A 22,970-nucleotide genomic window follows, 5' to 3' on the forward strand; every position below is an offset into this window, starting at 1 on the left:
CATGTATTAGGCACGCCGCCAGCGTTCGTCCTGAGCCAGGATCAAACTCTCCGTAAAAAGTTTGATGCTGTGGCATCAGTGATGCCCTAAAAAAGTGTTGCTTTTGATTGGGGCTCTGGCTTGTCTTTCCTTTTCAAAGAACGATCTGCCGCTCAAAGCGACAATTAATATCATACCAAGTAGGCAAATGAAAGTCAACAACAATTTATAAATTTTATTATTTCCGGTTGTTGCTTTCCACTTCTCTCGGAAGCGCATGTATAAATATATCACCGTGGCTCTAAGCGGTCAACAATTTTTAATAATTTCTTTAAAAAAATTTAAAAATAAATTAAAGTACAATTATCTATTACCTTCTCTCCTTTTTTATAGGTCTTTCCTTTTTATTCTGATTACTAATTGCGCCGGATTTTATGCTATTCTAGTGGTATGTAAGGGAGAAAGGAGAGAATTGACCATTGGCTGATATCCACTGGAACGATAAAGAATTATTAATCTTTGATCTGGATGGCACGCTATATGAAGATACTGAACACTTTGACTACTATGCTGAACGACTGGGTGCTTTTATTCCAGAAAAAGAGAGGACCACGTTCTTTACCGAATACGACGCTGTTCAAAAAGGTGAACGGGCTCTGCAGATAGGTACAGCTTACGATGCAGAAAAAGACCGGGTGCTCTATCTCGATCCAGTGTCTGCCCAGCCAATCAAAGTGGTCAGTTGGTCCGGAAAAGAAATGGACCCTTCTATATGGAAAAAAGAGTATGCAGGCTTTCCATTCGATTTTGATAAAAAAATAGCTATTGGGGATGGATGGTGGACGCCCCACGCTACTGCCAGGCATTTTGGCGTTTCGAAGGAAGAAGCCTATGCTGCTTACGTAGAAACTAAAACATATATGTCATCTGAAGCTTTCCAGTTGTCCCACACGCCTTCACTCCGATCCGGCCTGCAATGGCTCCAATCTAACGGTAAGCAGATGGTGTTAGTTACCAATAGTGATGATGAAGATGCAGAAGCCATTTTGCAGCAATTAAATCTTCAAGACCTGCTGCCTCCTTACACTAGAATTACCTCCGCCAATAAGCCGGCAGAAACGAAGGATCATTACAAACAGCTAATGGAAGAATACCGGGTGAATCCCCAGGAAACAATGGTCATCGGAGATAACCTGATGAATGATGTGATGCCCGGGGTTCTCCTTGGAATTGAAAGCATTCACATCAGTCCGTTAACTGAGTTTTCTTCTAAGTATGTTTATACGGTCCCTTCTCTCCAGCAGCCGATGGAAGAGCTTATTCAATATAATAAATAGAAAGAAAAAGAAGCCGCCTGCAAATTTCTGCAGGCGGCTTCTTTTCAATTAACTTTTATTCAGTCGGCACTTTCTTCATAATAGTCGATGCCAGTTCATCATACAGCTCACCAATTGGGTGTTCCGGCTGATATACTGACGGAGCGAACACGCTATCGTCTTCAAGCGGCTGCCCGAGGGGAACCCGGCTTAGGATACCGACTTTTAACTCGTCAGCCAAACGGTCTGCCCCGCCTTCGCCAAAGACGTATTCTTTCTCACCGCTGCGGCTTTCATAATAGGCCATATTCTCAATGATCCCTAATACACGGTGGTTGGTTTTAATCGCCATCGCTCCGGCACGGGCCGCTACAAATGCTGCAGTCGGATGCGGAGTAGTAACAATGATTTCCTGGCTTTCAGGCAGGGTAGTGTGAACATCGAGTGCCACATCTCCTGTGCCTGGTGGAAGATCCAGCAATAGATAATCGAGATCGCCCCACTCTACTTCATTAAAGAAATTATTGAGCATTTTTCCAAGCATAGGGCCTCTCCAGACCACCGGAGCGTTGTCCTCCACAAAGAATCCCATCGATATAACTTTAACTCCAAAACGTTCTACCGGATAGATCCGCTCGTCTTGAACTTTCGGGCGTTCTTCAATGCCCATCATGTCCGGTACGCTGAACCCGTAAATGTCTGCGTCGATAATACCCACTTTTTTTCCGGCACGAGCCAGTGCTACAGCAGTGTTTACTGTAACCGTAGATTTACCAACGCCGCCTTTTCCGCTGGCAATCGTAATAAACTGGGTTTTATTATCCTCAGATAAAATCTTCGGCCCTTCTTCACCTTTGAGACCCCCGGCTTTTTCTACTTCTTCGGGCTCAAGGGTTTCAAAACGGAGCCCTACTGAGTCAGCACCAGCCTCTTTGATCGTATCCACCACCTGCTGCTGCATCTGCATCTGTTCAGGCGTACCTGTTTTCGCCAATGCTATCTTTAAACGCACTTTGCTGTCTTCTTTTACACTGATACTGCGAATACCACCGGTTTCAGCGATCGGCTTGCCCAAATCAGGATCTTCTATGGACTGAAGTGCTTCGCGCACCTGTTCTTCTGTAATCACATTGCACACCTTCCTTCTCTAGACTATAACTGTAACTATTGGAAACATTCCGTATCTAGCATACCGTTTTTAAGAAGCAGATTTCAAACGTTTACAACTATAACCTGCCGCTTTTCTCTACATATAAACAAATCAGGTAAAAAAACTCCCTCTGCTGAATGCAGAAGGAGTTTTGAGTGAAGAGATGAAATTAACGCTTCGAGAACTGTGGCGCACGACGTGCTGCTTTGAGACCGTATTTTTTACGTTCTTTCATACGTGCATCACGAGTCAGGTAGCCTTCAGATTTCAGTGTAGGACGGAAATCCGGGTCTACTTTCAAGAGGGCGCGTGCTACTCCGTGACGGATCGCACCAGCCTGGCCGGTGAAGCCGCCGCCTCTTACAGTGACTTTAATGTCATAAGAACCTTCCGTGCCAGTAGCAGCGAGTGGCTGCTTTACAACGAGTTTCAATGTTTCAAGGTTGAAATACTCGTCGAGTTCACGGTCGTTTACAGTGATTTTTCCATCGCCTGGCTCAAGAAAAACTCTAGCCGATGAGTTTTTCCGGCGTCCAGTACCGTAGTATTGTACTTGTGCCAAATGTAGTCCCTCCTTTTATTTTAACCGCGCAGTTGCAGTTCTTCTGGTTGTTGTGCGTGATGTTTGTGCTCTGGACCTTCGTATACGAATAACTTCTTGCCTTGTTCACGGCCAAGAGTGTTTTTCGGAAGCATGCCTTTAATAGCAATTTCGAGCATTTTTTCTGGTTTCTCACGGCGCATGTCGTCTGCGCGTGTAGATCTCAGTCCACCCGGATAACCGCTGTGGCGGTGATAATACTTTTGAGAAAGCTTTTTCCCGGTAAGGTGAATTTTCTCTGCATTAATGATAATTACATTATCGCCAACGTCAATGTGCGGGGTGTATTGTGGCTTAGTTTTACCGCGAAGGATTGCAGCGACTTCACTGGCAAGACGTCCGAGTGTCTGGCCTTGTGCGTCTACTACGTACCATTTGCGTTCTACCTCGCCTGGCTTAGCCATGTATGTCGTACGCATAGTTGTTTCCCTCCTAAATCAATTCTCTGCCGATTATATCATCGATCACTTGTCTTATTTACGCTCATCATTCCGTATCCCGGGGCAGTGGGACGTGAAATGCCAAATAACATCGTATAATAACAGGGACCAAATGTCAATGTTAAAACACCAGGAAACGTTGTTTTTTTGTAGTCAATTTCCTCCAGAGCCAAATAAGCTTTCAACTGACCTAAAAAGACTGTTAACGCACAACTTTAACTGTCAGTAATTTACCCGCCATAGATACAGCCCATGGCCGGGGGCCGTGTTACCCGCAGCCGCACGCTCTTTTGATTCAATAATAGTTTTTATTTCCTCTGGATGGCGATTCCCTTTCCCCACCTCAAGAAGCGTCCCTACAGCAATACGAATCATATTGTACAAAAAGCCTGACCCGCGGAACGTAAACCACAGCTCGTCTCCCTCAAGCCTGGCCTCGGCTTCATACACTGTCCGGGTCTTCTCTGTTACATCAGTATTGGAAGCACAAAAGGAAGAAAAGTCGTGCTCTCCTTTAATGTAGTAGGCAGCCCTCTGCACGGCTTCCACATCTGTAGGATAAGGGTAATAAAAAGCATGGTTCCGGCGGAAGACGTCCCTTTCTTTACGTAGCAGCACACAGTACCGGTACTCTTTTTCCACCGCGTCAAAACGTGCGTGAAAATCGTCATCGGCATACACAGAGTGCCAGACGTGGATATCTTTTGGCAGAAAAGTTTCGAGGGCCTTCCCCCATTTATGCTCCGGCAGCTGCAGCGGAGAATCGAAGTGGAAGACCTGGCCTTTTGCGTGCACGCCTGAGTCCGTCCTTCCCGAAGCATGAATTGGCACGTGAACTCCTTTATGCATTTTCTGCAGCGCCTCTTCGATTTCTCGCTGGACGGTCCGGCGTCCCGGCTGCACCTGCCAGCCTTCAAAAAACGTACCATCATACGCCACTGTTGCTTTCACTCTCGGCACCGGGCTCTCCTCCTTTCAATTACTGGCGTAAAAACAATAAAATAACTCCAAACACCGCGATCAGGCAACAACACAAAGTATCCCGCCATCCCCACACGAGCAGACGAAGTTTGGTGCGTCCTTCGCCTCCGTTATAGCCGCGGGCCTCCATAGCATAGGCTAAATCTTCCGCCCGGCGGAAAGCACGTACAAATAACGGCACCAAAAGTGAAACAAACGCCTGCATCCGGTCCCGCATGGAGCCTTTGTTGAAGTCAGCACCGCGGGCCGTCTGGGCTTTAATAATTTTTTCTGTTTCCTGCAGCAGCGTAGGAATAAACCGGATCGCAATCGACATCATCATCGCTACATCGTAGGCGGGAAACTTAAAGCGCTCGAGTGGGGAGAACATTTGCTCCAGTGCATCTGTAAGGTCAATCGGGCTTGTCGTCAGCGTTAAGAGCGATGTAAAGTATACGAGCAGCAGCAGACGTAGAGAAATAAACAATCCCTGACGGATGCCTTCCTCATAAAAAGAAAACATACCAATAGAAAAAAGCACCTCGCCGTCTCTTGTGAAAAAAGCATGCAGAAAGAAAGTTAATATTACTAAAATGAATACAGGAAACATCCCCTTGCGAATATACCGAAACGGCACCCCCGAGAGAAAATAAACGGCTATCGCTGCACCTCCAAAAAGCGCGTACCCGTGCCAGCTGTTCACAAGAAAAATAACAATAATTAAAAAAACAACGGCGGCAATTTTCGCCCGGGGGTCCATGTGATGGAGATAGGAGCGCCCGGGCAGGTACTGGCCAATAATAACATTTTCAAACACGCGGCACCCCTCCATTCTGAACCGCCCGCCGCCAATAATCAGCAGCTTCGGCCGGAGAAAGCTGATAATGCGGAAAACGGATGCCGCTGTCCTGTTCAATTTGTTGGAGCACCTGTACCTGTTCCGGAATATCCAGATCCATCTCCTGCAGCTTTTTCCGCTGGGCATAAATAGTTTCGGGCTCTCCCTGCATTTTGATCTCTGCATCCTCCATCACGTACATATACTCAGCAAAGGCGGCCGCTTCTTCCATTTGATGTGTAATCATGATTGTGGTCGGCTGATACGTACGCTGCCAATTCATAAACAGTTTCAGGATTTCTTTTTGTCCCTGGGGATCGAGCCCCGCGGTTGGTTCATCCAAAATAAGAATATCCGGATTGGTGGCAAGCACTCCAGCAATTGCGACCCGCCGCATCTGGCCCCCGCTCAGCTCGAACGGGGAGCGCTTGAGCAGTGACTCACTGAGCCCCACCTGCTGCAGTAGCTCTGGAAGCTTCTTTTGGATTTCCGCTACATCCATCCCTTTATTTTTCGGCCCAAACAACAAATCCTTTTCCACCGTTTCCTCGAACAGCTGATGTTCAGGATACTGAAATACCATGCCGACATGACTCCGCACCGCTTTGACTGTTTTCCGTTTTGTTTTGGCTTCGAGATGATGTTCTCCTACGCTCACCACTCCTGCGGAAGGCTTCAACAGCCCATTGATATGCTGCACGAGCGTCGATTTCCCCGATCCTGTACGCCCTATTACAGCTGTTACTGAAGAAGCACGAAAATACGCATTTACGTTTTTAAGTGCCAGTGTTTCAAAAGGCGTTTTTTGCATGTACACATGGCTTACTTCCTGAAAATTCACATCCATGCTGCTACTCTCCTTCAACCATGGTACGGAGCGTTCGCATATCGATTCTCCGCTTCTTTACTTCCTGATAGAGCTGGTATTTATAGGGAAGTGGCATCCCTTCCGCTTCCATCCATTCCAGCTGATCTGGAATGTTTTTTGTCGTAATATCTTTTTCGATACGCCCTGCTTTCATGAACCAAATACGATCAGACTTAAAAGCTTCTTCGAGATAATGCGTAATGGAGATAATAGTAATACCTGATTCACGGCACAGCCGGCTCATTGTTTCCAAAATTTCTTTTCTGCCGTTTGGATCAAGCATCGAGGTTGATTCATCAAACACCATTACCTGCGGCCGCAAAGCAAGGATCCCAGCTATCGCTGCCCGTTGCTTCTGGCCTCCGGACAGACGGTGCGGCTCCATATGTAAAATGTGTTCAATGTTTACCCATTGGCTGACTTCCTTAATTCGTTCAAGCATCACTTCACGCGGAACACCAGCGTTTTCCATGCCAAAAGCAATATCGTCACGCACTGTCGGCGCCACAAACTGGTGCTCCGGGTTTTGAAAAACCATCCCAACCTCCTGCCGAATCATTTGCAAAGCCTTATCATCCGCGGTGTTTTTTCCTAACACATGCACTGAGCCCTCTGTTGGCTGAGACAGGCCATTAAAAAGACGGGAGAGTGTTGATTTTCCAGAACCGTTAGCTCCTATAATTGAAAGCCATTCCCCGCGATGGACATCTTTGGTTAATCCTTTTAATACCTTTTCATCACTCTCTTCGTATTGATACTCGAGCTCCCGGAGTTCAATAATTGCCATGCCCTCTCCCCTCCCTTTAATGTTCAATTTTTACATAGAAAAAAAGCAAGACGCAGTCTTTACAGACATCGTCCTGCCTCTTTTACCTATAACCTTCATTTGCAAATGAAAGAAATGTATAAACGAGGACTTCCCGTTTATACAAGTTCGATGATAGCCATTTCAGCAGCATCCCCACGGCGCGGTCCAAGTTTCAGTACGCGCGTGTAGCCGCCTTGACGGTCTTCATAACGAGGGCCAATTTCAGAGAACAATTTTTGAACAGCATCCTGTCCTTCTTCATTAGCTGTCTCCTTGCGGACAAATGCAGCGGCCTGACGGCGGGCGTGCAAATCTCCACGTTTTCCGAGAGTAATAATTTTTTCTGCGATCGGCTGTACCTCTTTTGCTTTAGCGTGAGTAGTTTCAATCCGGCCGTTAATAATAAGGTCGGTCGTCAAATCACGAAAGAGTGCTTTTCTTGCCGACGTGTCGCGTCCAAGCTTTGAGTATGGCATTACAATTCCCTCCTTTAATCAAACAAGTATTTATGCTTAGTCCTCTTCGCGTAAACCGAGGCCGAGTTCACCTAATTTTTCCTGAACTTCTTCCAGCGATTTGCGCCCGAGGTTCCGGACTTTCATCATATCTTCCTCTGACTTTTGCGTCAGTTCCTGCACAGTATTGATACCAGCGCGTTTCAGGCAGTTGTAGGAACGCACCGAAAGATCAAGTTCTTCAATCGTCATTTCAAGTACTTTTTCTTTTTGGTCTTCCTCTTTTTCCACCATAATTTCCGCATTCTGTGCTTGGTCGGTCAACCCGATAAAGATATTCAAATGCTCATTCATAATTTTTGCCCCAAGCGATACTGCTTCTTCGGGACGGATGCTTCCGTCTGTCCAAACGTCCAACGTTAACTTATCATAGTTGGTAATTTGTCCGACACGAGTATTCTCCACCTGGTAATTCACACGCTCTACTGGCGTATAAATAGAATCAATAGGAATAACACCAATTGGAAGGTCGTCGCTGTTGTTTCCTTCAGCCGGGACATAGCCGCGCCCGCGATGAGCGGTAAGGCGCATATGCAAATTGGCGTTTTTTGATAATGTGGCAATGTGAAGATCCGGATTCAGGATTTCCACGTCGCTGTCATGCGTAATGTCACGAGCAGTTACTGTACCTTCTCCCTGCACGTCCACCTCGAGCACTTTTTCATCATCAGAGTACACTTTTAAAGCAAGCTTTTTCAAATTCAAAATAATGGTTGTTACGTCTTCAAGTACGCCTTCAATCGTAGAAAACTCATGAAGAACTCCATCGATCTGAACCGTAGAAACTGCTGCTCCCGGTAACGAAGATAAGAGAATACGACGCAGGGAATTCCCCAGGGTAGTACCATAACCACGTTCCAATGGTTCAACAACAAATTTGCCAAACTTGGCATCCTCGCTCACTTCGACCGCTTCAATGTTAGGCTTTTCAATTTCGATCATTTGTTTGCGTACCCTCCTTCAAACGTCGTACATCCGGCAGCCGGTGCCGGAAATAAGGAAAACAGGAAAGCGGACTGAAAAAGCACTCCTTCTAACCTGCATCCTTTGCAATAGTCATGTTCGCTTTCAGTTATGCACGTGGACGTTTTGGCGGGCGGCACCCGTTATGAGGGACTGGCGTTACATCACGAATGACCGTAACTTCTACCCCGGTTGCCTGAAGAGAACGAATTGCAGCTTCACGTCCAGCTCCTGGACCCTTCACTGTAACTTCTACGCTTTTCAATCCGTGTTCCATCGCAGCTTTTGTTGCTGTCTCTGCAGTCATTTGAGCTGCGAACGGAGTGGACTTACGGGAGCCTTTGAAACCAAGCACTCCAGCGCTTGCCCATGCAAGTGTGTTTCCCTGCACGTCCGTAATGTTTACAATCGTGTTGTTAAACGTCGAGCGGATATGAGCCACACCCGACTCTATATTCTTGCGCTGGCGGCGTTTACGTGGTGCGTTCGACTTTGTTTTTGCCATAATAGGTAACCTCCTTTATAAATAAATTATTTGCGTTTGTTTGCTACTGTACGACGCGGGCCTTTACGGGTACGGGAATTGTTTTTCGTGTTTTGTCCGCGAAGCGGCAGCCCACGGCGGTGACGAATTCCACGATAGCTTCCGATTTCCATCAAGCGTTTGATATCGAGGGAAGTTTCACGGCGAAGATCCCCTTCTACCGTATGATTGTTATCAATAGCCGTACGGATACGGGCCAGCTCGTCTTCTGTTAAATCACGTACGCGGGTGTTCTGGTCAACATCAGCTTCATTCAGAACTGTCACTGCAAGCGACTTGCCAATGCCGTATACGTAAGTGAGTGAAATAGCAATACGCTTATCGCGCGGAATATCTACTCCTGCAACACGTGCCATGCGGGCACCTCCTTTTTATTATCCTTGTCTTTGTTTATGCTTCGGGTTCGAGCAAATTACCATTACCGAACCTTTACGGCGAATAACTTTACAATTGTCACAAATCTTTTTAACGGAAGGTCTTACTTTCATTTCCATTTACCTCCTTCACTGCATGCATGCCATGCATTGGTAAGAGTGCTCAAGAATAACTCTGCGGGTCTATTTATAGCGGTACGTAATACGCCCGCGGGAAAGATCGTACGGTGAAATTTCTACAGTTACTTTATCACCCGGGAGAATCCGGATGAAATGCATACGGATTTTGCCGGAAACATGCGCTAAAATTTTGTGTCCATTTTCAAGCTCAACACGAAACATAGCGTTTGGAAGAGGTTCAATGACCGTGCCTTCCATTTCAATAACATCATCTTTGGCCATGAATTAATTCTCCTTTTCAAATAAGGCTTCTTGTTCAAAAAAGGTGTAAAGAGCGTGCCGGATTTTCGCGTTAGTCACTCGACCGGTCTCAGTTAAACTTGACTGTACTTCCGGCGAAATATACGAAAGTAATTCTACGTGGGACGTGTTTTTCTTCTTTCCCCGATCGAACTTTCGTCTTTCCCCGTCAGCCAACATGAGAAACTTATCGTCCAGCACGCCAATTACTACCGCGTACTGACCAGCTTCACGCCCCCGGGTCACTCGAACGATTTGTCCCAGATCGGGTCGCCTTGACTCCGAATCTTTCATGCATGCATCCTCTTTTCCTTAGGCTTCGTTAGGATTTAGCAACCTGGCTGCTGTTTTACACGGCCTGGGCTGTCCAACCATCGGAGAGGGTGTATACGTGTTTGCTCTAGGCAAATTCAGTGTACCCCTAAAATGATGGTATTGCATCATGTTCCCGGATCGCATCCGATAAGCAGTTTCATAGTTAATCATGAAACGTTGCTGCCACATCGCACTTCCCGTATTATAACGAGTTTCCGACCCTTTTTACAAACAATCATGCACGAAGGTCTTTCAAGAGTGCTTCAATGTCATGAAATACGTTATCTATATCCTGATCTCCATCGATGTTACGGAGATATCCTTTTTCTTTATAGAAATCAATCAACGGCTGCTGTTGTTCAATGTTTACTTCCAAACGGCGCTTAACCGTTTCTGGTTTATCATCATCGCGCTGAACAAGTTCACTTCCATCTACATCATCAACGCCTTCCTGCTTCGGCGGGTTGTAAATAACATGATACGTTCTGCCGGAGGAAGGGGAAACGCGACGGCCGGTAAGACGTTCTTCAAGTTTTTCTTTTGGAACATCAATGTTCAGTACGTAGTCAAGCTGCCTGCCCATATCCGAAAGCATTTTTTCCAATGCCCCGGCTTGTGCCGGAGTTCTAGGAAAACCATCGAGCAAGAATCCGTTTCGGCAGTCTTCTTTTTGCAAACGTTCTTCAACAATACCGTTTGTGACTTCATCTGGAACTAAATCACCAGCATCCATGTAAGACTTTGCCTGTCTGCCAAGCTCGGTCTCTTCTTTAATGGCTGTGCGGAACATGTCCCCAGTAGAAATGTGGGGAATATTGTATTCTTCACTAATTGTTGCAGCCTGCGTGCCTTTTCCAGCACCCGGCAGCCCCATCAATATCAGATTCACGCTATCTCCTCCAACGACTATTTTACCCGAAGGGAAGCGGCATAGGCGAGCTTCATCTTCGAGGCCAATTCTATTTAATGAAACCGCGATAGTTCCGTTTAACTAACTGGCTTTCTACTTGCTTCATCGTTTCCAAAGCTACCCCTACAACGATTAGAAGGCCTGTGCCGCCAATTTGAATCGACTGTGGGAGACCCATCTGTGTGATGAAAAAGACTGGAATGATGGCAACCACGGTTAAAAACAGGGCTCCGACAAATGTAAGCCTGTAAAGCGTCCGCCGGATGTACTTTTCAGTGGCAAACCCTGGGCGTATGCCAGGAATGTAGCCACCCTGCTTTTTCAGGTTCTCCGTCATTTGTTCGGGATTCACCTGGACAAAGGCATAAAAGTACGTAAACGCAATGATTAAAGCTGCATATACGACCATTCCTATAGGCTGCGTATAATCAAAGTTATTTACAATCCAGTTGGCAATCGCATTTTCCTCACCAATAAAGCTTGCTGCTGTCGGCGGAAAAATAAATAATGCCAACGCAAAAATAACCGGGATAACCCCTGCAGCGTTCACTTTTAAAGGAAGGTGTGTGGACTGTCCGCCAACCGGGCTCCGTCCAACAGTTCGTTTTGCATATTGAATAGGAATTTTGCGCAGCGCCTGCTGTACAAAAATGACGCCTACAATAATAGCAAGAACTGCTACTGCCAGAAGCGCTATAGTGATAATGCCTATATATAACTCTCCGCCAGCATCCTGGATCTGCGTTGCATAAATTTGGTTGATCCCATTAGGAATACCCGCCGCAATACCGGCAAAGATCAGGATAGAGATACCGTTCCCCACACCTTTTGCAGTGATTTGCTCACCAAGCCACATTAAAAAAGCCGTGCCGGCTGTCATTATCAACGCAATAAATATATATTTAGCAACATTTGGGTTCGGAATAAGGCCTGGAAAATAGTTGTTAAACCCAACAGACATTCCAAGTCCCTGAACAAATGCAAGAACAATAGTGAAATAACGGGTGAACTGATTCAGTTTCCGTCTTCCTGTTTCCCCCTGTTTTGCCCATTCCGAAAATTTAGGCACAACGTCCATACGAAGCAATTGTACCACAATTGAAGCGGTAATGTATGGCATGACGCCCATCGCAAATATGGAATACTGCGACAGCGCCCCGCCTCCAAACGTGTTCAAAAAGCCAAATGCACTTGCTTCATCAGAGAAATTCAGCACCTGACGGTTTGTCCCAGGCACCGGAATAAAACTTCCGATCCGAAATATAATCAACATGACTAAGGTGAACAACACCTTGTTTCGAATGTCACTCACACGAAACATGTTGATAATCGTGCGGAACATTAGACCACCTCGGTTTTTCCGCCCGCTGCTTCAATTGCTTGCACTGCTGAAGCAGAGAACTTGTTCGCGTGCACTTGAAGCTCTTTCTCCAACTTGCCGTTGCCTAGAATTTTCACGCCATCTTTGTATTTGCTGATTACGCCTTTTTCAAGCAACGTCTCTGGAGTAATTGTTGTACCATTGTCGAAGCTGTTGAGCGTTTCCACATTTACAATAGCATAGTCTTTACGATTAATGTTCGTAAAGCCGCGTTTTGGCAGACGCTTGAAGATAGGGTTTTGCCCACCTTCAAAACCTGGACGTACACCACCGCCGGAACGGGCGTTCTGTCCTTTATGTCCGCGGCCGGAAGTTTTGCCGTTGCCGGAAGCCGGTCCCCGGCCAACACGGTTACGCTGTTTGTTTTTGCCTTTTGCAGGCTGAAGTTCGTGGAGTTTCATGATGCCACCTCCCTGTCATTTAGGAATGAGATTTATTGGTCCAGTTCTTTTACCGTCAGCAAGTGAGACACTTTATTCACCATACCGCGGATTGCAGGATTGTCTTCTTTTACTACCGTACGGTTTATTTTATGCAAACCAAGTGTACGGACTGTTACGCGCTGATCTTCCGGACGTCCGATCATGCTGCGGCTAAGGGTAATTTCCAATTGTTTGGCCATTTGCTTTCCCCCCTTATCCTAACAATTCTTCGACGCTCTTACCACGCAATTTAGCTACTTCTTCTGCTGTTTTCAAAGAAGTTAATCCGTCGATAGTAGCGCGAACCATGTTAATAGGATTGTTGGAACCAAGAGATTTCGACAGAATGTCCTGTACGCCGCCAAGCTCTAAGATGGCACGTACTGGTCCGCCAGCGATCACTCCGGTACCTTCAGATGCAGGCTTCAACAGAACGTTGCCTGCGCCAAAGTGACCAGTGATTTCGTGTGGAATAGTTGTTCCTACGATAGGAATTTGCACAAGGTCCTTTTTAGCATTTTCTACCGCTTTACGGATTGCTTCCGGTACTTCGAGAGCTTTCCCCTGGCCAAAGCCGACATGGCCGTTACGGTCTCCAACTACTACGAGTGCTGCAAAGCGGAAGTTACGTCCACCTTTTACCACTTTTGCCACACGATTGATAGTTACAACGCGTTCTTCAAGTTCCAGTTTGTTCGGATCAATACCTTGCATTCTTGTCCCTCCCTTGCTTTTTAGAATTTTAGTCCGTTTTCCCGGGCTGCTTCAGCGAGTTCTTGAACACGGCCGTGATAAACAAATCCACCCCGGTCAAAAACGACTGTATCATAGCCTTTTTCCGTAGCACGCTTGGCGAGAGTTTCCCCGATTTTACGGGCTGCCTCTTTATTGCCGCCATTTTCGATTCCGGAATTTCTTTCCATTGTCGAAGCTGCTACCAGTGTCACCCCTGCTTCGTCGTCGATCAGCTGCGCATAGATATGCTTTGCAGAACGGAAAACGTTCAGGCGAGGGCGTTCTGGTGTACCGCTGATTTTACGGCGGATACTCATATGGCGTTTTTTGCGTTTTTCATAGCTTGTTGCTTGAGCCATCGTACAGTTCCTCCTTTCGTGCTTGTTACGATGTTAATTAACAATTATTTACCCGTCTTACCTTCTTTACGGCGAACTTCTTCTCCTTCGTAGCGGATTCCTTTGCCTTTATATGGTTCAGGAAGACGTACAGAGCGAATGTTGGACGCTACAGCACCAACGCGTTCTTTATCAATACCGCGAACGGTCACTTTTGTGTTAGAAGGCACTTCAATATCGATTCCTTCCTCGGAAACGAATTCTACCGGGTGGGAGTAACCAACGTTTAGTACCAGCTTTTCACCGGATTTCTGCGCACGATAACCTACACCGACGAGCTCAAGATTCTTTTCATAACCTTTTGTTACGCCTTCTACCATGTTGTTTACAAGGCTTCGGGTCGTACCGTGGAGCGAGCGGTGCTCTTTATTATCAGAATGGCGTTCGAAAGTTACTTCCGACTCTCCAAGATTCACAGTGATAACCGGGTGAAGTTCACGGCTCAATTCACCTTTTGGTCCTTTGACTGTAACTGTATTTCCATCTTTAGCGATTGTCACGCCTTCTGGAATTTCGATTGGTTTCAGGCCAATACGAGACATACTGCACACCTCCGTTCTTTATAACGATTTTATTACCAAACGTATGCGAGAACTTCGCCGCCCACGTTTTGCTTTCTTGCTTCTTTATCAGACATAACGCCTTTAGATGTAGAAATTACTGCGATACCAAGTCCGCCCAGCACTTTAGGAACCTCGTTGGATCCTGCATAAACACGGAGACCTGGTTTACTGATACGTTTGATACCAGAAATAACTTTTTTGTTTTCTGTACCAGTTTTTAAGAATAAGCGGATCATTCCCTGTTTTTTATCATCGACATATTCAACGTCGCGAATGAAACCTTCCAGCTTGAGGATTTCAGCGATTTCTTTTTTCAGGTTCGATGCAGGAAATTCTACTTTCTCGTGGTTCACCATGTTTGCGTTGCGGATACGAGTCAGCATATCAGCAATCGGATCTGTCATGACCATTTGAATACCTCCCTCCCAGTTACGGGGTCGTGCGCCGGCTGCTGCCGGCGTTTACGTGAATAATTTATTTTTGAAACGGCATGCCCATTTGATTGAGCAGTTCGTAAGATTCTTCATCAGTCGAAGCAGTAGTAACGATAACGATATCCATTCCGCGTACTTTTTCTACCTGATCGTAGGAAATTTCCGGGAAGATCAATTGTTCACGTACACCGAGTGTGTAGTTGCCACGGCCGTCAAATGCTTTGTTTGACACCCCGCGGAAGTCACGGACACGTGGAAGCGTGACGTGGATTAATTTTTCCAGGAAGTCATACATACGTGCACCGCGCAAAGTTACCTTTGCACCGATTGGCATACCTTCACGAAGTTTAAATCCTGCAATAGAACGTTTTGCTTTTGTAATCAAAGGCTTCTGCCCGCTGATTGCTTCCAGCTCTTCTACTGCTTTATCCAATGAGCGAGGGTTTTGTACTGCTTCCCCGACACCCATGTTAATAACAATTTTATCAACCTTCGGTACTCCCATTACGGAAGAATAGTCGAATTTCTCGTGCAGACTCGGTACGATTGATGTTTGATACTTTTCTTTTAAAGCGTTCATTCGTGTGACCTCCTCTCGTCCTTTGTCTTACTTAGTTCAGGGTTTCACCTGATTTTTTGGCGACACGTACTTTTTTGCCGTTCTCTACCTTGTGACCAACCCGTGTTGGTTCGCCGGATTTCGGATCAAGCGGCATAACGTTTGATACGTGAATGGCAGCTTCTTGGTTTAAGATACCGCCTTGTGGGTTTTCCTGGGAAGGCTTCGCATGTTTTTTCACGATGTTCACACCTTCAACGATTACACGCTCCTGCGCAGGCATTGCTTTAAGGATTACGCCTTCTTTGCCTTTATCCTTGCCGCTGATTACTTTTACTTTTTCACCCTGTTTAACATGAAGCTTATTTTGGGCCATTTTCGCACCTCCTTAACGGGACATCACGACTTCGCATGATATTTGTATTACAGCACTTCCGGTGCAAGGGAGATAATTTTCATATACTGCTCGTCACGAAGCTCTCTTGCTACTGGACCAAAGATACGTGTTCCACGTGGTCCTTTGTCCGTACGTACGATTACGGCTGCGTTTTCGTCAAAGCGAATGTAAGAACCGTCTGGACGGCGGACGCCGCTGCGGGAACGTACAATAACTGCCTGGACAATCTCGCCTTTTTTGACAACGCCCCCTGGTGTTGCTTGTTTGACAGAGCACGTAATCATGTCACCGATGTTAGCAGTTTTACGGCCGGAACCGCCTAGAACTTTTATACACTGGACTTCGCGGGCACCAGAGTTATCCGCTACTCTTAAGCGTGATTCTTGTTGGATCATAGGTCACGGTACCTCCTTTCTTTAAAAACGATTTAAAGAATAACTGATTCTTCTATTACTTTCACGAGACGAAAACGCTTGTCTTTCGACAATGGGCGGGTTTCCATGATTTGGACGATATCGCCAACTTTTGCAATGTTTTCTTCATCGTGGGCTTTAAACTTTTTGGAGTCTCTGACACGTTTGCCGTACAACGGGTCTTTTTTATACGTTTCAACAACAACGGCAATCGTTTTATCCATTTTATCGGATGTCACGCGACCGTTATAAACCTTACGGTTGTTACGTTCTTCAGCCATATTGGTTTAACCTCCTTTTCCTTTTAGCCTTTGTTCATCCCGAGTTCACGTTCACGCAAAACGGTTTTGGCACGTGCAATATCTTTTCTTACGGTACGGATGCGGGCGGGATTTTCCAACTGACCGGTTGCTAATTGAAAACGAAGGTTAAAAAGTTCTTCTTTCAGGCTTTTCGTCTGATCTTCGATTTCAGTTGTGGTTAGATCTCTCAATTCATTAGCTCTCATTTGCCTCACCACCCACTTCTTCGCGTTTCACAAATTTCGTTTTGACCGGTAACTTGTGAGCTGCAAGTCTCAATGCCTCACGGGCAACCTCTTCGTTAACCCCGGCAATTTCAAACATGATTTTCCCTGGTTTTACAACTGCTACCCAGCCTTCAGGAGAACCTTTACCGGAACCCATGCGGACTTCAAGGGGTTTAGCTGTGTATGGCTTATCCGGGAAAATTTTAATCCAGACTTTACCGCCACGTTTCATATAACGGGTCATAGCAATACGTGCAGATTCAATCTGGCGGTTCGTAATCCAGGAAGCTTCGACTGCCTGCAGTCCGTATTCACCAAAAGTGATCTCTTTGCCGCCTTTTGCACGGCCTCTCATTTTGCCACGGTGTTCGCGACGATATTTTACGCGTTTTGGCAATAACATATTATTTGCCTCCTTCCTCTTGATTCGTTCCTTTCGTTGGAAGGACTTCTCCGCGATAAATCCAGATTTTTACACCTAGTTTACCGTACGTTGTGTCTGCTTCTGCAGTGCCGTAATCAATGTCAGCACGCAACGTATGGAGAGGTACTGTTCCTTCACTGTATCTTTCAGAGCGGGCGATGTCAGCGCCGCCTAAGCGTCCGTTTACTTCTGTACGGATCCCTTTTGCTCCTGCGCGCATCGTACGCTGAATGGATTGTTTCATAGCACGACGGAAAGAAATGCGGTTTTCAAGCTGGCGGGCAATGTTTGCCGCTACGAGACGGGCATCCATATCTGCCTGTTTTACTTCTGCGATGTTAATGTGTACTCGCTTGCCAGTCAAGTTATTCAATTCTTTACGAAGCGACTCTACTTCTGAACCTCCACGGCCGATAACCATGCCTGGTTTCGCAGTGTGGATCGTAATGTTTACACGGTTTGCCGCACGTTCAATTTCTACTGTGGAAATTGAAGCGTCCACGAGCTTCGTTTCGATGTGGCGGCGTACTCTGTAGTCTTCATGAAGCAAATTCGCGTATTCTTTTTCCGAATACCATTTCGATTCCCAATCACGGATGACTCCAACACGAAGTCCGATAGGATTAACTTTTTGTCCCACGCGTTATCCCTCCTTTTTTTCTTCGACGATTACAGTAATGTGGCTCGTACGTTTGTTAATGCGACTTGCGCGTCCCATTGCCCGTGGGCGGAAACGTTTGAGTGTTACTCCTTCGTCTACGAATGCTTGGCTGATGTAAAGATTTTCTGGTTCCATCTCATAGTTGTGCTCTGCGTTGGCGATGGCAGAGTTAATAACTTTCTCAACAATCGGAGACGCCGACTTTGGCGTGTTCTTAAGGATGGCAATAGCTTCTCCGACGGATCTTCCCCGGACTAGGTCTATCACAAGACGAGCCTTGCGGGGGGCGATACGGATCTGCTTTGCTACTGCTTTTGCTTCCATGTTTCTTTACCTCCCCTCAGGTCTTATCTTTTCGTTTTTCTATCGTCATTTTTATGGCCTTTAAATGTTCTCGTTGGTGCGAATTCACCAAGTTTATGGCCTACCATATCTTCAGATACATAAACAGGTACGTGCTTGCGTCCGTCGTACACTGCAATCGTGTGGCCGACAAATTCCGGAAATACTGTGGAACGGCGCGACCAGGTACGAATAACTTCTTTATTGTCCGATTCGTTCAGTCTCTCGATTTTATTCATCAAGTGCAAGTCGACGAAAGGTCCTTTTTTTAAACTACGACCCATGAGAGAACCTCCTTTCGCGATTAACCTGCGATTCCGGAGAACCGCAGCTTCATCTTTTTATTATTTTTTCTTACGGCGACGGCCCCGTACGATATATTTATTAGAATCTTTATTGCGTTTTCTTGTTTTATAGCCAACTGCTGGCTGACCCCAAGGGGATACAGGTGCAACGCGTCCGATTGGTGCACGGCCTTCACCACCACCGTGTGGGTGATCGCTAGGGTTCATTGCGGAACCACGAACGTGTGGACGTTTGTTTAACCAACGGGAACGACCGGCTTTACCGATGTTCACCAGTTCATGCTCTACGTTTCCAACCTGGCCGACAGTTGCGCGGCAGGAAGCGAGGATTAAGCGGGTTTCTCCGGAACGAAGACGCACAAGTACGTACTTACCTTCTTTACCGAGAACCTGTGCTTCAGCGCCAGCGGAACGAACGAGCTGTCCGCCGCGGCCCGGCTTCAGTTCGATGTTGTGAATAACAGTACCTACTGGGATATCACGAAGATCCAGCGCGTTACCAAGTTTGATGTCTGCATTCGAACCAGCCATAATTTCCTGGCCGATCTTCAGCCCTTTTGGAGCAAGGATGTACCGTTTTTCGCCATCAATGTAGTTGATAAGCGCGATATTTGCTGAACGGTTTGGATCATACTCGATTTCAGCAACTTTACCTGGTACGTCATTTTTATTACGTTTAAAGTCAATAACACGGTATTGACGTTTATGCCCGCCGCCCTGGTGACGACTGGTCATACGACCCTGGTTATTACGGCCGCCTTTTTTGTGAAGCGGCTCAAGCAGCGAACGCTCTGGTGTTTCTGAAGTGACTTCGCTGTGCTTGTTTACCGACATGTGACGGCGGCCGTTTGTGGTCGGTTTATACTTTTGGATAGCCATGTTCATTTCCCTCCTTCGTATCTATTTGTTAATTAAGCACCTTCGAAGAATTCAATATCTTCGCTATCAGCTGTAAGCGTCACGATCGCTTTTTTACGGTTTGGTTTATAACCTTCATGACGGCCAAAACGACGGAATTTACCTTTTTTGTTCATTGTATTTACCTGTTCTACCTGAACATCAAAGATTTCTTCAACCGCGTTTTTGATTTGGAATTTATTAGCTTTCACGTCTACTTCAAACGTGTATTTCTTTTCATCCATCAAGTCAGCGGAGCGTTCTGTAATAACGGGTTTTTTAATCACGTCACGTGCTTCCATTATGCGAACACCTCCTCTACTTTCTTCACGGCGTCCTGTGTAATAACCAATTTGTCATGTTTAACAACGTCTAGGACGTTTAAACTGCCTGCCGTGAGGAATGTTACATTAGGAAGATTGCGCGCGGACAATCCGACGGTTTCATCGTCGTCGCCGGTAACAATCAATACCTTGGTATCAATGGAAAGAGAAGAAAGTACTTTAACCATCTCTTTCGTTTTTGGAGCCTCAAATTTCAGCTCATCAAGCACGATAAGGTCATTTTCCTGTGCTTTGCTTGCGAGTGCTGATTTGATAGCCAGACGGCGAACTTTCTTTGGAAGTTTATAGCCGTAGGATCTTGGCGTCGGCCCGAATACGATACCACCTTTCACCCATTGCGGGGAACGGATGGAACCTTGGCGGGCCCGGCCTGTGCCTTTTTGGCGCCACGGCTTGCGTCCGCCGCCGCGACGTTCGGAACGATTTTTTACCTTGTGCGTTCCTTGTCGTAACGATGCTTGCTGCATGATTACTGCGTCATACAGAACATGCTCATTTGGTTCAATACCGAATACAGTGTCTGCCAGTTCGATATCTCCTACGCGGGAACCGGTTTGGTTTAGTAAATCTACTGTTGGCATCTTGCGCCCTCCTTTCTATTATGCTTTTTCAGTGTTTGCTTTTACAGCGTTTTGTACTGTTACATAACTGCGTTTCGCACCAGGAACGTTGCCCTTAACTAAAAGTACGTTACGTTCGGTATCTACTTTAACAATCTCCAGATTTTGTACAGTAACTGTGTTGTTACCCATACGTCCAGGGAGCTTTTTGCCTTTCAATACGTGGTTAGGGTCGATAACACCCATAGCACCTGGGGCACGGTGGAAACGGGAGCCGTGCGTCATTGGTCCGCGGGATTGGTTGTGGCGCTTAATGGCGCCCTGGAAGCCTTTCCCTTTGGATTTTCCTGTGACGTCTACGATGTCTCCTTCTGCAAATGTTGCTACACTGACCTCTTGACCAACCTCGTAATCCTCTGGGTTTGTCCCGCGGATTTCTCTAACGAAGCGCTTGGGGGTCGTATTTGCTTTCTCAGCATGTCCTTTTTCCGGTTTGATTGCGCGTGCTTCTTTTTTGTCGTGGAAACCTAGCTGAATAGCTTCGTATCCATCGGACTCAGTAGTTTTCTTTTGAAGCACAACGTTTGGTTCTGCTTCAATGACCGTAACTGGAAGCAGTTCGCCGTTTTCTTTAAACAATTGCGTCATGCCGAGTTTTTTACCCAAGATTCCTTTGGCCATGAGTCACACCTCCTAATAAATTTTAGTTTTCATATATTTGTTATTATAATTTGATTTCGATATCTACACCTGACGGTAAATCTAAACGCATAAGCGAATCTACCGTTTGCGGCGTTGGCGTCAAAATGTCGATTAAACGTTTATGTGTACGCATTTCAAATTGCTCACGAGCATCTTTAAATTTGTGCGTAGCACGAAGGATTGTATAAACAGATTTCTCTGTTGGCAATGGAATCGGTCCAGAAACACCTGCACCAGAACGTTTTGCCGTGTCTACAATCTTTTCAGCGGATTGATCCAACACTCTGTGATCATACGCTTTTAAACGAATACGAATTTTTTCATTAGCTGCCATTAAAAGCCCTCCTTCTCGTCCGATTTTACAGACATACTCCGCGAAAATTTCCTCACACCTGATCATGGCAATGGACCCGGGTGTGTCAGCAACCTTCCGCATCATCGCCTGACCGTAGATGAATATAGAAGTATTTCTATGTCTCCCATGGTCACACTTCATCTATTATAGTGATCGTTCGCCTTTTACGCAAGGGTTTTTTCAAAAAATCTTTTCCGGCCTCCCCCTTTTTCTTTTTCAGCTTTTAGAGTATTTATATAGAAGAAATAAAAAACCCCTAATGCTTTTCAGCATTAGGGGAGAATAACCGGTGGTTATTTTTGAATGGTAGAAACAACGCCGGCGCCAACTGTACGGCCGCCTTCACGAATAGAGAACTTGGTTCCTTCTTCGATAGCGATTGGGTTGATAAGCTCAACTGTCATTTCTACGTTATCGCCAGGCATTACCATTTCAACGCCTTCAGGCAGCTGGATGATGCCAGTTACGTCCGTCGTACGGAAGTAGAACTGCGGGCGATAGTTAGAGAAGAATGGAGTATGGCGTCCACCTTCGTCTTTGGAAAGTACATAAACTTCTGCTTTGAAGTTAGTGTGTGGAGTAATCGAACCTGGCTTTGCAAGAACTTGGCCACGTTTGATGTCATCACGGGACACACCGCGGAGAAGCGCGCCAATGTTGTCGCCAGCTTCTGCATAGTCAAGAAGCTTACGGAACATTTCCACACCAGTAACCGTGGATTTACGGGAGTCTTCATCGATACCGATGATTTCAATTTCATCCCCAACGTTAAGAACGCCACGTTCAACACGGCCTGTTGCAACTGTACCACGGCCTGTGATAGAGAATACGTCCTCTACAGGCATCATGAATGGCTTGTCTTTGTCGCGGTCTGGAGTTGGAATGTAGTTGTCTACAGCTTCCATCAGTTCAAGAATTTTGTTTTCGTACTCTTGATCGCCTTCAAGGGCTTTCAGAGCAGAACCGCTGATGATTGGTACATCGTCGCCAGGGAAGTCATATTCAGACAAGAGGTCACGAACTTCCATTTCAACGAGTTCGAGAAGCTCTTCATCGTCTACCATGTCAACTTTGTTTAAGAAAACAACGATGGATGGTACACCAACCTGACGGGAAAGCAGGATGTGCTCACGAGTCTGAGGCATTGGGCCGTCAGCTGCGGAAACAACGAGAATCGCTCCGTCCATTTGAGCTGCACCGGTGATCATGTTTTTAACATAGTCCGCGTGACCTGGGCAGTCTACGTGTGCATAGTGACGGGAATCAGTTTCGTACTCTACGTGTGCAGTAGAGATCGTAATCCCACGCTCACGCTCTTCAGGTGCACCGTCGATTGCGTCATAAGCCATAGCCGTTCCGCGGGAATATTTTTTGTGAAGTACTGTTGTGATCGCAGCAGTCAAAGTTGTTTTACCATGGTCAACGTGACCGATAGTACCAATGTTCGCATGCGTTTTCGAACGGTCAAATTTTTCTTTTGCCATTATAATTGTCCTCCCTTTATTTCAGGTAATTAATGTTGTATAGCAGCCAGGCGGGCGCTGCTAT

General features: G+C 46.2%; 38 protein-coding genes. 1 reads left to right on the forward strand and 37 read right to left on the reverse strand.

The features are described from left to right. Positions 1–458: 458 nt before the first annotated feature. Entirely contained in the window at positions 459–1,316 is an 858-nt protein-coding gene (locus CHL76_RS13390) for an HAD family hydrolase (RefSeq protein ID WP_094908826.1), read from the forward strand. Between the two features lie 55 nt (positions 1,317–1,371). On the opposite strand, the gene CHL76_RS13395 is transcribed toward CHL76_RS13390, so the two are convergent. The 37 genes from CHL76_RS13395 to tuf form a co-directional block, all read right to left on the reverse strand. Next, positions 1,372–2,424 carry a P-loop NTPase gene (locus CHL76_RS13395; protein ID WP_094908827.1) on the reverse strand — a complete coding sequence of 351 codons (1,053 nt, stop codon included), beginning with the start codon at positions 2,422–2,424 and terminating at the stop codon, positions 1,372–1,374. 190 nt (positions 2,425–2,614) lie between these two features. Beyond that, positions 2,615–3,007, reverse strand: coding sequence for a 30S ribosomal protein S9 (gene rpsI / locus CHL76_RS13400; protein WP_022794501.1), 393 nt, complete (start codon positions 3,005–3,007; stop codon positions 2,615–2,617). Positions 3,008–3,027: 20 nt separating this feature from the next. Continuing rightward, positions 3,028–3,465: a 50S ribosomal protein L13 gene (rplM, locus tag CHL76_RS13405; RefSeq protein WP_079475134.1), complete on the reverse strand. Its 438-nt coding sequence runs from the start codon at positions 3,463–3,465 to the stop codon at positions 3,028–3,030. Positions 3,466–3,708: 243 nt separating this feature from the next. Further along, complete coding sequence (gene truA / locus CHL76_RS13410; RefSeq protein ID WP_094908828.1) at positions 3,709–4,446, reverse strand: tRNA pseudouridine(38-40) synthase TruA; 738 nt, start codon at positions 4,444–4,446, stop codon at positions 3,709–3,711. A 19-nt stretch (positions 4,447–4,465) separates the two neighbouring features. Beyond that, positions 4,466–5,263, reverse strand: a complete 798-nt coding sequence (locus CHL76_RS13415) for an energy-coupling factor transporter transmembrane component T family protein (RefSeq protein WP_079475131.1) — start codon at positions 5,261–5,263, stop codon at positions 4,466–4,468. Then, positions 5,256–6,131 carry an energy-coupling factor transporter ATPase gene (locus tag CHL76_RS13420; RefSeq protein ID WP_094908829.1) on the reverse strand — a complete coding sequence of 292 codons (876 nt, stop codon included), beginning with the start codon at positions 6,129–6,131 and terminating at the stop codon, positions 5,256–5,258. Before CHL76_RS13420 ends, CHL76_RS13415 begins: the two co-directional genes overlap by 8 nt. 4 nt (positions 6,132–6,135) lie before the next feature. Next, positions 6,136–6,939, reverse strand: a complete 804-nt coding sequence (locus CHL76_RS13425; RefSeq protein WP_094908830.1) for an energy-coupling factor transporter ATPase — start codon at positions 6,937–6,939, stop codon at positions 6,136–6,138. A gap of 137 nt (positions 6,940–7,076) precedes the next feature. After that, positions 7,077–7,436 carry a 50S ribosomal protein L17 gene (gene rplQ, locus CHL76_RS13430; RefSeq protein ID WP_022794495.1) on the reverse strand — a complete coding sequence of 120 codons (360 nt, stop codon included), beginning with the start codon at positions 7,434–7,436 and terminating at the stop codon, positions 7,077–7,079. A 36-nt stretch (positions 7,437–7,472) separates the two neighbouring features. After that, entirely contained in the window at positions 7,473–8,417 is a 945-nt protein-coding gene (locus CHL76_RS13435; protein ID WP_079475128.1) for a DNA-directed RNA polymerase subunit alpha, read from the reverse strand. 130 nt (positions 8,418–8,547) lie between these two features. Next, a complete protein-coding gene (gene rpsK, locus CHL76_RS13440) occupies positions 8,548–8,943 on the reverse strand; it encodes a 30S ribosomal protein S11 (protein WP_079475127.1) in 396 nt (131 codons plus the stop codon). A gap of 26 nt (positions 8,944–8,969) precedes the next feature. Next, a complete protein-coding gene (rpsM, locus tag CHL76_RS13445) occupies positions 8,970–9,338 on the reverse strand; it encodes a 30S ribosomal protein S13 (protein ID WP_079475126.1) in 369 nt (122 codons plus the stop codon). An 18-nt stretch (positions 9,339–9,356) separates the two neighbouring features. Continuing rightward, on the reverse strand, positions 9,357–9,470 hold the full coding sequence (gene rpmJ, locus CHL76_RS13450) for a 50S ribosomal protein L36 (protein WP_079475125.1): 114 nt from the start codon (positions 9,468–9,470) through the stop codon (positions 9,357–9,359). Between the two features lie 69 nt (positions 9,471–9,539). Further along, on the reverse strand, positions 9,540–9,758 hold the full coding sequence (infA, locus tag CHL76_RS13455) for a translation initiation factor IF-1 (RefSeq protein ID WP_026702375.1): 219 nt from the start codon (positions 9,756–9,758) through the stop codon (positions 9,540–9,542). Positions 9,759–9,761: 3 nt separating this feature from the next. Next, a complete protein-coding gene (locus CHL76_RS13460; RefSeq protein WP_143747465.1) occupies positions 9,762–10,070 on the reverse strand; it encodes a KOW domain-containing RNA-binding protein in 309 nt (102 codons plus the stop codon). Positions 10,071–10,326: 256 nt separating this feature from the next. Further along, positions 10,327–10,980 (reverse strand): adenylate kinase, encoded by a 654-nt coding sequence (locus tag CHL76_RS13465; protein ID WP_079475124.1) that lies wholly within the window; start codon positions 10,978–10,980, stop codon positions 10,327–10,329. Between the two features lie 70 nt (positions 10,981–11,050). After that, complete coding sequence (gene secY / locus CHL76_RS13470; RefSeq protein ID WP_079475123.1) at positions 11,051–12,343, reverse strand: preprotein translocase subunit SecY; 1,293 nt, start codon at positions 12,341–12,343, stop codon at positions 11,051–11,053. Next, positions 12,343–12,783: a 50S ribosomal protein L15 gene (gene rplO, locus CHL76_RS13475; RefSeq protein WP_079475122.1), complete on the reverse strand. Its 441-nt coding sequence runs from the start codon at positions 12,781–12,783 to the stop codon at positions 12,343–12,345. Before rplO ends, secY begins: the two co-directional genes overlap by 1 nt. Positions 12,784–12,815: 32 nt before the next feature. Beyond that, positions 12,816–13,004 carry a 50S ribosomal protein L30 gene (gene rpmD / locus CHL76_RS13480; RefSeq protein WP_079475121.1) on the reverse strand — a complete coding sequence of 63 codons (189 nt, stop codon included), beginning with the start codon at positions 13,002–13,004 and terminating at the stop codon, positions 12,816–12,818. Between the two features lie 13 nt (positions 13,005–13,017). Beyond that, on the reverse strand, positions 13,018–13,518 hold the full coding sequence (rpsE, locus tag CHL76_RS13485) for a 30S ribosomal protein S5 (RefSeq protein WP_079475120.1): 501 nt from the start codon (positions 13,516–13,518) through the stop codon (positions 13,018–13,020). A gap of 20 nt (positions 13,519–13,538) precedes the next feature. After that, on the reverse strand, positions 13,539–13,898 hold the full coding sequence (rplR, locus tag CHL76_RS13490) for a 50S ribosomal protein L18 (RefSeq protein ID WP_079475119.1): 360 nt from the start codon (positions 13,896–13,898) through the stop codon (positions 13,539–13,541). Between the two features lie 44 nt (positions 13,899–13,942). Next, positions 13,943–14,479 (reverse strand): 50S ribosomal protein L6, encoded by a 537-nt coding sequence (gene rplF / locus CHL76_RS13495; RefSeq protein WP_079475118.1) that lies wholly within the window; start codon positions 14,477–14,479, stop codon positions 13,943–13,945. Between the two features lie 32 nt (positions 14,480–14,511). Next, positions 14,512–14,910 (reverse strand): 30S ribosomal protein S8, encoded by a 399-nt coding sequence (gene rpsH / locus CHL76_RS13500; protein ID WP_079475117.1) that lies wholly within the window; start codon positions 14,908–14,910, stop codon positions 14,512–14,514. Positions 14,911–14,974: 64 nt separating this feature from the next. Continuing rightward, positions 14,975–15,514, reverse strand: a complete 540-nt coding sequence (gene rplE / locus CHL76_RS13505; protein WP_079475116.1) for a 50S ribosomal protein L5 — start codon at positions 15,512–15,514, stop codon at positions 14,975–14,977. Positions 15,515–15,545: 31 nt separating this feature from the next. Beyond that, positions 15,546–15,869 carry a 50S ribosomal protein L24 gene (gene rplX / locus CHL76_RS13510; protein ID WP_094908831.1) on the reverse strand — a complete coding sequence of 108 codons (324 nt, stop codon included), beginning with the start codon at positions 15,867–15,869 and terminating at the stop codon, positions 15,546–15,548. Between the two features lie 47 nt (positions 15,870–15,916). Further along, positions 15,917–16,285 (reverse strand): 50S ribosomal protein L14, encoded by a 369-nt coding sequence (gene rplN, locus CHL76_RS13515; protein ID WP_079475114.1) that lies wholly within the window; start codon positions 16,283–16,285, stop codon positions 15,917–15,919. A gap of 32 nt (positions 16,286–16,317) precedes the next feature. Beyond that, positions 16,318–16,584: a 30S ribosomal protein S17 gene (rpsQ, locus tag CHL76_RS13520; protein WP_079475113.1), complete on the reverse strand. Its 267-nt coding sequence runs from the start codon at positions 16,582–16,584 to the stop codon at positions 16,318–16,320. 23 nt (positions 16,585–16,607) lie between these two features. After that, a complete protein-coding gene (rpmC, locus tag CHL76_RS13525) occupies positions 16,608–16,811 on the reverse strand; it encodes a 50S ribosomal protein L29 (protein WP_079475112.1) in 204 nt (67 codons plus the stop codon). Further along, the gene (rplP, locus tag CHL76_RS13530) at positions 16,801–17,235 is read right to left on the reverse strand and encodes a 50S ribosomal protein L16 (RefSeq protein WP_079475111.1); all 435 of its coding nucleotides are present in this window, start codon (positions 17,233–17,235) and stop codon (positions 16,801–16,803) included. Before rplP ends, rpmC begins: the two co-directional genes overlap by 11 nt. 1 nt (position 17,236) lies before the next feature. Further along, on the reverse strand, positions 17,237–17,896 hold the full coding sequence (gene rpsC, locus CHL76_RS13535) for a 30S ribosomal protein S3 (RefSeq protein ID WP_079475110.1): 660 nt from the start codon (positions 17,894–17,896) through the stop codon (positions 17,237–17,239). Between the two features lie 3 nt (positions 17,897–17,899). After that, entirely contained in the window at positions 17,900–18,241 is a 342-nt protein-coding gene (rplV, locus tag CHL76_RS13540; protein ID WP_022794473.1) for a 50S ribosomal protein L22, read from the reverse strand. A 23-nt stretch (positions 18,242–18,264) separates the two neighbouring features. Further along, on the reverse strand, positions 18,265–18,543 hold the full coding sequence (rpsS, locus tag CHL76_RS13545) for a 30S ribosomal protein S19 (RefSeq protein ID WP_079475109.1): 279 nt from the start codon (positions 18,541–18,543) through the stop codon (positions 18,265–18,267). Positions 18,544–18,603: 60 nt separating this feature from the next. Beyond that, positions 18,604–19,443: a 50S ribosomal protein L2 gene (gene rplB, locus CHL76_RS13550; protein ID WP_094908832.1), complete on the reverse strand. Its 840-nt coding sequence runs from the start codon at positions 19,441–19,443 to the stop codon at positions 18,604–18,606. Positions 19,444–19,475: 32 nt separating this feature from the next. Next, positions 19,476–19,763 (reverse strand): 50S ribosomal protein L23, encoded by a 288-nt coding sequence (gene rplW / locus CHL76_RS13555; RefSeq protein ID WP_079475107.1) that lies wholly within the window; start codon positions 19,761–19,763, stop codon positions 19,476–19,478. Then, entirely contained in the window at positions 19,763–20,386 is a 624-nt protein-coding gene (rplD, locus tag CHL76_RS13560) for a 50S ribosomal protein L4 (protein WP_094908833.1), read from the reverse strand. The genes rplW and rplD overlap by 1 nt, the downstream gene beginning before the upstream one ends. Before the next feature lie 18 nt (positions 20,387–20,404). After that, positions 20,405–21,046: a 50S ribosomal protein L3 gene (gene rplC, locus CHL76_RS13565; protein WP_079475105.1), complete on the reverse strand. Its 642-nt coding sequence runs from the start codon at positions 21,044–21,046 to the stop codon at positions 20,405–20,407. A gap of 43 nt (positions 21,047–21,089) precedes the next feature. Continuing rightward, positions 21,090–21,401: a 30S ribosomal protein S10 gene (gene rpsJ / locus CHL76_RS13570; RefSeq protein WP_027847395.1), complete on the reverse strand. Its 312-nt coding sequence runs from the start codon at positions 21,399–21,401 to the stop codon at positions 21,090–21,092. Between the two features lie 314 nt (positions 21,402–21,715). Continuing rightward, a complete protein-coding gene (gene tuf, locus CHL76_RS13575) occupies positions 21,716–22,906 on the reverse strand; it encodes an elongation factor Tu (RefSeq protein WP_079475104.1) in 1,191 nt (396 codons plus the stop codon). Between the last annotated feature and the right edge of the window lie 64 nt (positions 22,907–22,970).

The organism is Marinococcus halophilus, assembly GCF_002265875.1.
Taxonomy (GTDB): Bacteria; Bacillota; Bacilli; order Bacillales; family Marinococcaceae; genus Marinococcus; species Marinococcus halophilus.

Excerpts from the sequence above, each read along its gene's own strand:
- rpsS (WP_079475109.1), bottom strand. The coding sequence starts at position 18,543 with ATGGGTCGTAGTTTAAAAAAAGGACCTTTCGTCGACTTGCACTTGATG.
- rpsJ (WP_027847395.1), bottom strand. The coding sequence starts at position 21,401 with ATGGCAGCTAATGAAAAAATTCGTATTCGTTTAAAAGCGTATGATCAC.
- rplB (WP_094908832.1), bottom strand. The coding sequence starts at position 19,443 with ATGGCTATCCAAAAGTATAAACCGACCACAAACGGCCGCCGTCACATG.
- rplX (WP_094908831.1), bottom strand. The coding sequence starts at position 15,869 with ATGGCCCAAAATAAGCTTCATGTTAAACAGGGTGAAAAAGTAAAAGTA.
- rplM (WP_079475134.1), bottom strand. The coding sequence starts at position 3,465 with ATGCGTACGACATACATGGCTAAGCCAGGCGAGGTAGAACGCAAATGG.
- rplP (WP_079475111.1), bottom strand. The coding sequence starts at position 17,235 with ATGTTATTGCCAAAACGCGTAAAATATCGTCGCGAACACCGTGGCAAA.
- rpmJ (WP_079475125.1), bottom strand. The coding sequence starts at position 9,470 with ATGAAAGTAAGACCTTCCGTTAAAAAGATTTGTGACAATTGTAAAGTT.
- rplQ (WP_022794495.1), bottom strand. The coding sequence starts at position 7,436 with ATGCCATACTCAAAGCTTGGACGCGACACGTCGGCAAGAAAAGCACTC.
- rpsM (WP_079475126.1), bottom strand. The coding sequence starts at position 9,338 with ATGGCACGTGTTGCAGGAGTAGATATTCCGCGCGATAAGCGTATTGCT.
- rpsH (WP_079475117.1), bottom strand. The coding sequence starts at position 14,910 with ATGGTCATGACAGATCCGATTGCTGATATGCTGACTCGTATCCGCAAC.
- rplD (WP_094908833.1), bottom strand. The coding sequence starts at position 20,386 with ATGCCAACAGTAGATTTACTAAACCAAACCGGTTCCCGCGTAGGAGAT.
- rplF (WP_079475118.1), bottom strand. The coding sequence starts at position 14,479 with ATGTCTCGTATTGGCCTGAAACCAATCGAAATTCCAGAAGGCGTGACA.
- CHL76_RS13425 (WP_094908830.1), bottom strand. The coding sequence starts at position 6,939 with ATGGCAATTATTGAACTCCGGGAGCTCGAGTATCAATACGAAGAGAGT.
- infA (WP_026702375.1), bottom strand. The coding sequence starts at position 9,758 with ATGGCCAAAGATGATGTTATTGAAATGGAAGGCACGGTCATTGAACCT.
- rplC (WP_079475105.1), bottom strand. The coding sequence starts at position 21,046 with ATGGCCAAAGGAATCTTGGGTAAAAAACTCGGCATGACGCAATTGTTT.
- CHL76_RS13435 (WP_079475128.1), bottom strand. The coding sequence starts at position 8,417 with ATGATCGAAATTGAAAAGCCTAACATTGAAGCGGTCGAAGTGAGCGAG.
- rpsE (WP_079475120.1), bottom strand. The coding sequence starts at position 13,518 with ATGCAAGGTATTGATCCGAACAAACTGGAACTTGAAGAACGCGTTGTA.
- rplR (WP_079475119.1), bottom strand. The coding sequence starts at position 13,898 with ATGGCTCAAGCAACAAGCTATGAAAAACGCAAAAAACGCCATATGAGT.
- rpmC (WP_079475112.1), bottom strand. The coding sequence starts at position 16,811 with ATGAGAGCTAATGAATTGAGAGATCTAACCACAACTGAAATCGAAGAT.
- rpsK (WP_079475127.1), bottom strand. The coding sequence starts at position 8,943 with ATGGCAAAAACAAAGTCGAACGCACCACGTAAACGCCGCCAGCGCAAG.
- rpmD (WP_079475121.1), bottom strand. The coding sequence starts at position 13,004 with ATGGCCAAACAATTGGAAATTACCCTTAGCCGCAGCATGATCGGACGT.
- rpsQ (WP_079475113.1), bottom strand. The coding sequence starts at position 16,584 with ATGGCTGAAGAACGTAACAACCGTAAGGTTTATAACGGTCGCGTGACA.
- CHL76_RS13460 (WP_143747465.1), bottom strand. The coding sequence starts at position 10,070 with ATGAAAGATTCGGAGTCAAGGCGACCCGATCTGGGACAAATCGTTCGA.
- tuf (WP_079475104.1), bottom strand. The coding sequence starts at position 22,906 with ATGGCAAAAGAAAAATTTGACCGTTCGAAAACGCATGCGAACATTGGT.
- rplE (WP_079475116.1), bottom strand. The coding sequence starts at position 15,514 with ATGAACGCTTTAAAAGAAAAGTATCAAACATCAATCGTACCGAGTCTG.
- rplW (WP_079475107.1), bottom strand. The coding sequence starts at position 19,763 with ATGGAAGCACGTGACGTGATTAAAAAACCCGTTATTACAGAACGCTCC.
- secY (WP_079475123.1), bottom strand. The coding sequence starts at position 12,343 with ATGTTCCGCACGATTATCAACATGTTTCGTGTGAGTGACATTCGAAAC.
- rplV (WP_022794473.1), bottom strand. The coding sequence starts at position 18,241 with ATGGAAGCAAAAGCAGTAGCAAAGCAGATCCGTATCGCCCCCCGCAAG.
- rplN (WP_079475114.1), bottom strand. The coding sequence starts at position 16,285 with ATGATCCAACAAGAATCACGCTTAAGAGTAGCGGATAACTCTGGTGCC.
- CHL76_RS13420 (WP_094908829.1), bottom strand. The coding sequence starts at position 6,131 with ATGGATGTGAATTTTCAGGAAGTAAGCCATGTGTACATGCAAAAAACG.
- rplO (WP_079475122.1), bottom strand. The coding sequence starts at position 12,783 with ATGAAACTCCACGAACTTCAGCCTGCAAAAGGCAAAAACAAACAGCGT.